The 9030-nt window shown below is 37.7% G+C and carries 9 protein-coding genes; all 9 read left to right on the top strand.

Annotation, left to right across the window (positions count from 1 at the left end):
- Positions 1-419 precede the first annotated feature (419 nt).
- The 9 genes from IM496_RS14285 to IM496_RS14245 all read left to right on the top strand — a co-directional run bounded on the left by IM496_RS14285 (position 420) and on the right by IM496_RS14245 (position 8830).
- Positions 420-1361, top strand: a complete 942-nt coding sequence (locus IM496_RS14285; RefSeq protein ID WP_194018195.1) for a glycosyltransferase family 2 protein — start codon at positions 420-422, stop codon at positions 1359-1361.
- Positions 1362-1475: 114 nt separating this feature from the next.
- Entirely contained in the window at positions 1476-2366 is an 891-nt protein-coding gene (locus tag IM496_RS14280) for a phytanoyl-CoA dioxygenase family protein (RefSeq protein ID WP_228009868.1), read from the top strand.
- A 4-nt stretch (positions 2367-2370) separates the two neighbouring features.
- Complete coding sequence (locus IM496_RS14275; RefSeq protein WP_194018191.1) at positions 2371-3249, top strand: methyltransferase, TIGR04325 family; 879 nt, start codon at positions 2371-2373, stop codon at positions 3247-3249.
- Between the two features lie 45 nt (positions 3250-3294).
- A complete protein-coding gene (locus IM496_RS14270) occupies positions 3295-4266 on the top strand; it encodes a polysaccharide pyruvyl transferase family protein (RefSeq protein ID WP_287662294.1) in 972 nt (323 codons plus the stop codon).
- Between the two features lie 9 nt (positions 4267-4275).
- Positions 4276-5214 carry a hypothetical protein gene (locus tag IM496_RS14265; RefSeq protein WP_024970502.1) on the top strand — a complete coding sequence of 313 codons (939 nt, stop codon included), beginning with the start codon at positions 4276-4278 and terminating at the stop codon, positions 5212-5214.
- 87 nt (positions 5215-5301) lie between these two features.
- The gene (locus IM496_RS14260) at positions 5302-5715 is read left to right on the top strand and encodes a cupin domain-containing protein (RefSeq protein WP_194017902.1); all 414 of its coding nucleotides are present in this window, start codon (positions 5302-5304) and stop codon (positions 5713-5715) included.
- Positions 5712-6842 carry a DegT/DnrJ/EryC1/StrS family aminotransferase gene (locus tag IM496_RS14255; protein WP_194017900.1) on the top strand — a complete coding sequence of 377 codons (1131 nt, stop codon included), beginning with the start codon at positions 5712-5714 and terminating at the stop codon, positions 6840-6842. The genes IM496_RS14260 and IM496_RS14255 overlap by 4 nt, the downstream gene beginning before the upstream one ends.
- Positions 6839-7606, top strand: coding sequence for a class I SAM-dependent DNA methyltransferase (locus tag IM496_RS14250; RefSeq protein ID WP_194017898.1), 768 nt, complete (start codon positions 6839-6841; stop codon positions 7604-7606). The genes IM496_RS14255 and IM496_RS14250 overlap by 4 nt, the downstream gene beginning before the upstream one ends.
- Before the next feature lie 30 nt (positions 7607-7636).
- On the top strand, positions 7637-8830 hold the full coding sequence (locus IM496_RS14245; RefSeq protein WP_194017896.1) for a glycosyltransferase family 4 protein: 1194 nt from the start codon (positions 7637-7639) through the stop codon (positions 8828-8830).
- Positions 8831-9030: the final 200 nt, after the last annotated feature.

Genomic DNA, 9030 nt, shown 5'->3' with positions numbered 1-9030 from the left:
TTACTTGTTGCTTCAACAAGGATTTTAAGTCTTCTACTGACTCAGCAACATTAATATTAGGGACTCCACTCATTGCCTTTTTACCACACAAACTATACCTTTACCAAGTATGACATACTTTTTGAAAAATGGTATTAGCCTGCATTATTCACCAACTGGCAAAAACCTGATTGTGAGGACATCTCAAAAAACAGACTGTTTTTCAGTCAGATCGCTAGATGAACTTCTTGCCAAGGCTTTCGAGGATTTTCCAAAGTCTTCATGAATAATGCAGGTTAGTTGGATTAACTGTCTTGAAAGCTTCGGATTTTAACAGTGGAGATAGTGAAAATAAAATTAATGGCTCTGAAAATCCTGAAATGGGTTGACAATTTGGTCAGGATGGGTTAGGATACCACGAGTTAACAGTAAATTCGTCTATGACTGACTTCCAACTGACCACTCCTGTCGCCTTCCTGATTTTCAATCGACCTGATACGACGGCGAGGGTATTTGAAGCCATTCGTCAGGCTAAACCACCCAAGTTATTAGTGGTTGCCGATGGTCCCCGTCCCGATAGACCAGATGATATTGAAAAGTGTAAGGCCGCCCGTGCAGTTATCGAGGGTGTGGATTGGGATTGTGAGGTGTTGACTAATTACTCTGAGGTAAATTTAGGATGTGGTAAACGTCCAGTGACGGGAATTACATGGGTGTTTGAGCAGGTAGAAGAAGCTATAATTCTTGAAGATGATATATTGCCCGATACCACATTTTTTCAATTCTGTGAAATATTGTTAGATAAATACCGTAACGATCAAAGAGTTATGATGATTAGCGGAGAAAATTGGCTAGGCCAATGGAAATCTAATATTCAGTCTTATCACTTTTCTTGCTATGGTGATATGTGGGGCTGGGCTTCCTGGAGAAGGGCTTGGCAATATTTTGATTATGATATGAAGCTATGGATAGAAAGTGAAGCACGGGAACGGATTCGTAATGTTTTAGCTAGTGATGAGCAATTTAAGGTTAGAGAAAAAATATTTTGGCAGGCTTATCGTGAAAAAGATGTGATTCAATGTTGGGATTATCAATGGAGTTTCGCTCGTCTTCTGTACTCAGGGTTATCTATCGTACCTTCTCTTAATCTAGTTTTGAATATTGGTTTTGGCAAAGAGTCAACACATTGTTTCGATGCCAGTTCTATGGGTTACAGTGATCGTCGTCACTACGAAATGGCTTTTCCTCTCAAAGAACCTTACGGATTAGCAGTAGATAGAGAATACGATCAATTATATTTTGAGTCAGCCATGAAACCTTCAAAAAACTATCTTAAGAGAATAATAAATAAACTAAGAAAAAACATAACCCGTCCAGTTTGAAACCTAGGGGTTTCCTTGTAGTCAAAACTATGGTTCCCAAGATGGAGGTAGTTAAAGATACAATAAGGATAATCAAAGTGGAGTTTAGTAAAGTCATGAGGTTTAAGTCAAGTGATGCAAATTGAAAAAATATCTGAACATTTGAAATCCATAGAAACCAGAGGTTTTGTGGAGTTAGGAGATGTTGTAAGTGACGAATTAATTAAAAGGCTCGATCAAAGTATAGAGATGCCCCTAAGTGTGCCTACGATCAACGGGAGAAAAGGTTATGTACAAAGCGGTAATACTAGGTTTTTATTCTTAACACTATCCTGGGCTAGAGAAATAATTGAAGTTTACACAAATCCAATGATAATTGAGTTAATGGATAGGTACGCTGAAAGTCCCGTTCATTTATCTAATTATAGAATTTATAGAACTTTTCCATCAAAAATCACGAAAATGCAATGGCATGTCGATAATAAAATAGATACTTATAATTCTGAGAAGAACAAATTTGAGATACAAATGGTAAAGAAGGACAAAGGAATTATAATGATTATGTATTTGAGTGACGTTGAAGATGGTGGCTTGCAAATTGTAGAAGGTAGCCACAAATGGTCGTTTGAATATGAAAAGGAGACTTGGGATGATGCCGAAAGGGACTTTCAGGATAAGATAGTAACATTTAATAACCGAGGTAGAGGAACAGCTATCCTGTATGATTACAGATGTATTCATCGAGCTAAACCCTATGAAGGAGGACAAGTAAGAACTTCTTTGTTTGGTCAGTATTCTCCTAGCTGGATGCCTATGGGAGAACCAATACTGCTCAATACTAGGGATATAAGTGATCTTTCAGATCTCCAAAAACGCGTCCTCAGATTTGGTTGCTTACCAAGTAGTGAAAACTGGCCCATTGGAAACCCAGAAGAGATTTTTGATACTCTAGGGATTAATGTCATATCTACCTTAAAGTTCAACCTGGTAAGTCAAGTTAGAAATTTACTTAGGAAAAGTTTTTAAATCAATGAACTTATCTAATTTCTCAAAAACCAAAAAACTTGTTATGGGTAAACTTCGAGAAGTAGCAACTTTACTACTACCACCATTAATAGTAAAAATCATCAAAAAAATGATGCGACTTTTAGGCATACCACTAGGATATGAGTATGTAGGAGTTTATAATGAATATGATGAAGCAGTTAAGATAGCAGGATTCTATGAACAACAGGATGTTGTTCAGGCAAAAGCCCAAAAATTTGATCCGTCATCAATTTCTCTAATTCAGAAAAAAGACATTGATGAGGTAGAGAAAGGTATAATCGCCGCAATTTTTTACTCGTTTAGTAATACTCATTCATTCTCTAGAACTATTATAGATTTTGGTGGTGAAATGGGAATACATTATCTAACTTACTTGAAGGTTTGTAAATCCCCAATTAAATGGATAGTTGTTGAAGCACCAATGATGGCAAATATGGGTAGAGATAAATGGATTGGAAATCAAGAAATTGTTTTTACAGATAGTCTTGATCGTTCTAGCATATCAGACGAAGATATTGTTTTATTGATTGCCAGTGGAGTTCTCCAATGCCTTGACAATCCCTATCAATATCTGGAAAAAATGATTTCACTGAGACCACAATTCATCTATCTAGATAAGTTGCCTATTTTACAGAATGAAGAATCAGATTTTATTTCTGTGGCTCATGTACCTCATCAAATTTATGGTATCAGCTATAAAGTTCCAGTATGGTTTTTTTCAAGTAGCAAAATGATGAATTTTTTTCAACTCAGTGGATACCAAGTAGTATTTGAATTTATTGTACCCACTTACAAAGCTTATTTAAATGGTAAACTACTTCTTGACAATTATAAAGCTATTTTCTTGAAAAAGATTCTATAATTTAATTAGTAGTATAAGTTGGACAAAAGGAGGACATAAAATATCATGAAACTATACTTAACCGATCCTACATCCCATCAGCAAGATGGAATTATCGAAAATTTAGGAGACATTATTATCAAAGAAGCAATCATAGATAATTTAAATCTAAGCCTACAACCTCAAATAGAATGGGTTCCTATAGATGGTTATTCTGACCGCCAGAAATATTCTAACAAAGACGCGATGATCCTTGCTGGTGCCAATATCTTGGCGAACAATCCCCTTTTAAATCCCTCTGTTTGGAAACCTGGATTGAGAAACTTTGCAATTGGGAATTACTTGATTTTATTTGGTGTAGGATGGTGGCAGTATCAAGCTTCGCCCGATTTTATTACTAAGTTTCTTTATAGATATTGGTTTCGGAAAGATAATATTATTCACAGTGTGAGAGATTCTTACACTGAAGAAATGTTGCGTAAGTGTGGAATTGGTAATGTTGTAAACACTGGTTGCCCCTCCATGTGGAAATTACCTGAACAGTTGAAATTTGAATCGGTGAAACCAGAATCGGTTGTTTTTACTATTACTGATTATTACAAGAATCCTAAGTATGATAGAGAATTAATTCAAATTATTTTACAAGAGTATAATTGCGTATATTTTTTCCCACAAGGAATTGGTGATATTGCTTATATAAAAACTATTTTGGATGAAATTACGTTAGAGAAAATTGAAATACTTGAACGCAGTTTGACAGCTTTTGATGACCTGCTAAAATCAACTGTAATTGATTATGTAGGTACAAGATTGCACGGAGGAATTAGAGCCTTACAAAATTCAAGGCGAGCTTTTATTATAGCTGTTGATAACAGAGCATTAGAGATATCAAAAGATACTCAGTTACCAGTTACTCATCGAAATAATTTATCCACGTTGTCTGAAAATATAAATAAAAATTTTGAATTTACCTTAAAAATAAACAGGATAAATATAGAAAAATTCAAAACCAACTTAAATAAATTTTTACAAGGATAGAAATAAAAAATGAAAAAATTTCAATGGTTAAAAAAAGTCGCTAAATCTAGTTTAGGAATTGCTAAACTGTCAAGTCAGATTGAAGAAGCAAAAATCCTAGCGGCAAAATCTTTGATATCCCCAATGAAACAGCATGGAATATACGAGAATATTCATGACGCAGAATTTAAGGTTTTCTCTCAATTTGGAGAAGATGGAATTATTCAATATCTAATTCACAATATAGGCATCGATCCGATTTGTCAGAAATTCATCGAATTTGGAGTGGGAGATTATACTGAATCGAACACTCGATTTTTGTTGATTAATGATAACTGGACAGGTTTGGTTATTGATGGAGGTGAGCAGTATATAGATAATATTCGCAAGGACGATATTTATTGGAGATACGATCTGACAGCAGTCAATAGTTTTATTAACAAAGAAAACATCAATCAAATTTTTTTAGACAATAAATTTTCGGGAGAAATTGGTATTCTTAGTATTGACATTGACGGAAATGATTACTGGATATGGGAGTGCATAGAAGTTGTTAATCCCATTATTGTAATCGTTGAATACAACAGTATATTCGGCGGCAAATCTGCTACTACAATTCCTTACGATCCCTTTTTCATGAGAGGTAAAGCTCATTATTCACATTTATACTGGGGATGCTCACTCAAGGCTCTTTGTCTTTTGGCTGAGCAAAAAGGCTACTGCTTTGTTGGTTCAAACAGCAATGCCAACAATGCTTTTTTTGTCAGAAAAGATAAAGTTGGTAAGATTAAGCAATTGAGTGTCGAAGAAGGTTATGTTAAATCTAAATTCAGGGACTCAAGAGATGAACAGGGTCAATTATCTTTTAGGGGCGGGAATGATAGAATTAAAATAATTGAAGAAATGTCTGTCTACGATCTAGAGCGTTGTGAACTTGTTAAAATCAAAGATTTGGGAGAGCTAATCTAGTAAAAAGTAATCTAAATTCGATAAAGCGCAAAATTTCTCTTCAGAAGATGCTAAAATCAATCACTGAAAAACCATATCCTGACAAGCATGACTGTTGAAAACATCGAGTACAATGGCACTCGCTACGCCGAAATAATCTGGGCTGACACTCAGGTAGAGAAAACTACCTTTTTCTCTCCTCCAGAGTCATCCTTTCAGTTTGGCTTGCTTGCCCATGAAGCAGGATATCAGGAACCGCCTCACTATCACCAAACTTTCAGCCGACAAATCGATGACTTACAACAAATGTTTGTCGTTCAGCGGGGTGTTGTTGCAGTACAACTCTATACTGACAATGGTGAGTTATTGCGAGAAATCGTTCTCAAACCCGGAGATGCTATCGTCTTGATTCACGGTACTCATGCCATCCGAGTGATTGAAGATATGCAGTGTATCAGCGTCAAACAGGGACCATTTTTAGGAACTGAGTACGATAAAGTGATAGTTGAGGTCAACAAATGATACCTGTTTTTGAACCCTACTTTGGTGAAGAAGAAATTAATGCCGTCGTTGCTGCCTTAAAACGCGGCGAAATTTCTGGGACGTTTGGCCAATCAATTCTCCAGTTTGAACAGGAATTTGCCCAATATTGCGGTTGTAAGTACGGCATTGCCGTCAGCAGCGGCACCACTGCCCTCCAGTTAGCAGTTACAGCCGCAGGAATTGGTTCAGGAGATCAAGTTTTAGTCAGTGCCAGCACTAATATTGCCACAGCCCTAGCTGCCTATCACAATGGTGCAGTACCCGTCCCGGTAGATTCGGAAGACATTACCTGGAATCTAAATCTTGATTTAATAGAATCTTTAATTACCCCTCGCACTAAAGCCATTATTCCGGTACACTTGTACGGACATCCTGTGGATATGCACCGCTTGTGTGAGATTGCCAAGCAACACAATCTGGTGGTGATTGAAGACTGTGCTGAGTCTCACGGTGCTACCTGTCGCGGCAAAATGACGGGCAGTTTTGGCGATATGGGCTGTTTTAGTTTCTATGCCAACAAGATTATTACTACAGGCGAAGGAGGCATGGTTGTCACCAATGATGAAGCCTTAGCCGAACGCTTGCGACTATTGAGAAATTTAGCTTTTACCAAGCCTCGTTTCCGCCACGAAGTTGCGGGCTATAATTTCAGGATGACGGGCTATCAGGCAGCTATGGGTTTAGCTCAATTACAGAAACTAGAAATGATTGTTGAAGAAAAGCGCCGCGTCGCTCACACCTACAATCGCTACCTGTCTGACATCCCAGGACTGCAATTGCCAGTTGAAACTGATTGGGCGAGAAATGTTTACTGGATGTATGCTCTAGTAATCAAGCCAGAATTTGGTATTAGTCGAGACCAATTGATGGCACGGCTGCGGGAGGAGGGAATTGACACTCGCACCTTTTTCTGTCCCATGAACCAACAACCCTGTTTTCAGAGTCAACCTGGCTTTCGGGAAGTGAGTTGCCCAGTGGCAGACAAATTGTGGGAAACGGGACTCTATTTGCCCTCTAGTTGTACCCTGACTGAAGCAACAATTGAGTCTATCGCAGAAAGTATCCAACTGGCTGCCCAACAAGCAAAAGCAACAATAAAAGCATGAGTTCATATATTGGCCGGCACGCTGAATTATACGATATTTTCTACGCAGAAAAGCCCTATGGAGAAGAAGCCGCTTTCGTCCATCAATGCTTACAACAGTACAGCATAGGCAAAACTAATCGCCTCTTGGAACTTGCTTGTGGTACGGGAGAACACGCCCTAGCTTTAGAAAAATTTGGCTATGAGATTGTGGCAGTAGATTATTCTGAAGATATGCTAAATTGTGCCCAGCGTAAAGCTGTCCAGCTTGCCTCTACTGTAGATTTTCGCTGGCAAGATATGCGTAATCTAACCGTTTTAGAGGAAGCCTTTGATGCAGTAGTTTGCCTGTTTGATTCAATTGGTTATGTAGCAACTAATGCGGCTTTGAATCAAGTCCTGCAAGGCATAAATCACCACCTCCGTCCAGATGGTTTGCTCGTCTTTGAATTCTGGCACGCTGCTGCTATGCTTCATGATTATGATCCTGTACGCATCCGCCGTTGGTTCATACCAGAGGGAGAAATACTGCGTATTTCTGAAACGACACTACAACTTCCTCAGCAATTAGCCAACGTTACTTATAGCATTTACGAGCTATGTCATGATGGCACATATAGTAGTTTTAAGGAAACTCAAGTGAATCGCTACTTTCTGCTTCAGGAAATGGCAAATTTATTGACTTTTTCTGGTTTTACTCCTCTCAACTGGTTTTCCGGTTTTAGAGATGATGAAAACATCAGTCAGGAGACGTGGCACATAGTTGGTGTTGCTCGCAAGTCTTAAAAAAAATATTTTAGGGAGCTATTTATTAACATGAAAGTTGGTGTTTATCTATCAGATAGGGATCCAGTTGTCGGAGGTGGATACACTATAGAAAACGATATATTTCAGTGCCTGCTCGATATTGCTAAGGAGAGCCACCACCACTTTATTATTTTTTCTAACCAAGGAACAGATATCTTAGCCAAACACTCCAAACCAAGTAATCTTGAGTTTGTCCAGTATCATCGAAGTTTCTCAGACAAACTTGTCTCTATATTATCAACTGAACAACCAAGATTTTCCAAATTATTAAAGCAGTTTAATCGCCTTGAGTCACTAGTTAGTAATACTGGTGTTGAAATAATCTGGTTTGTCGGGCAGAATTTTATCCCAATCGATTTGCCTTACATCACAGTTATATGGGATTTACAGCATCGACTTCAACCTTGGTTTCCTGAAGTGAGTGCTAATGGTGAATGGCTTGCCCGTGAAAGAATTTTTACTTATATGCTACAAAGATCGACAGTCATTATTGCTGGTAATGAGGTGGGAAAAAAGGAAATCGAGCGGTTTTATCAAGTACCATCAGAACGCATCAAGTTACTGCCTCATCCAACACCAAAAGTTGTCTTAGACGCTCCTCCAGATCGGGATAAAAAAATACTTACTAGGTATAATATACCTGAGAATTACTTATTCTATCCTGCTCAGTTTTGGTCTCATAAAAACCACGCTGGATTGCTGTTAGCTGTTAAATTTTTGCGCGATAACTACGATCTTATCTTCCCGGTTGTTTTTGTCGGTTCTGATCAAGGAAATTTACAATATATCAAGCAGCTTACAGTTAAACTTGACTTGTCCAAACAGGTACATTTTTTAGGATTTGTTTCTCAAGAAGATTTAATCAATCTCTATCGCAATGCTTTTGCGTTAACATATCTGACGTTTTTCGGTCCAGAAAATCTGCCACCATTAGAAGCTTTTGCTTTAGGATGTCCGGTAGTAGCTTCAAAAGTTTCGGGTTCTGAAGAACAATTAGGAGATGCAGCCTTGTTAGTAGATCCGAAAGATGAGAGACAGATTGCATTAGCAATAAGATCACTCTATGAAAACTCAGAATTTCGCAATACTCTGATACAAAGAGGACTTGCAAGGACTTCAAAATGGACAGGCTACGATTATATTAGAGGCTTATTGTCAATCCTTGATGAATTGGAGCCGTTTATTCGTTGTTGGTCTGCATAATGAGATAAATCTGATAGATTTTTGCTATAATCAATTCAAGAATAAGCCAAATTTTAAAGTATAGATCTCTTGCATAAGTCTAGACAAAATAGGATAAAATAGTCCAAGAGTTAAGATTGAAAGATGACTTACGAACAAGTAAAAACTTTAAAGCCAACAGAGTTCAAACGCTTGTGTGGCGTGTATCCAGATACATTTAA

Source organism: Microcystis sp. M049S2 (assembly GCF_020245625.1).
Taxonomy (GTDB): Bacteria; Cyanobacteriota; Cyanobacteriia; order Cyanobacteriales; family Microcystaceae; genus Microcystis; species Microcystis ichthyoblabe_A.
The sequence above is the reverse complement of the archived record's forward strand: the minus strand, read 5'-3'. Positions and strand labels throughout refer to the sequence as shown.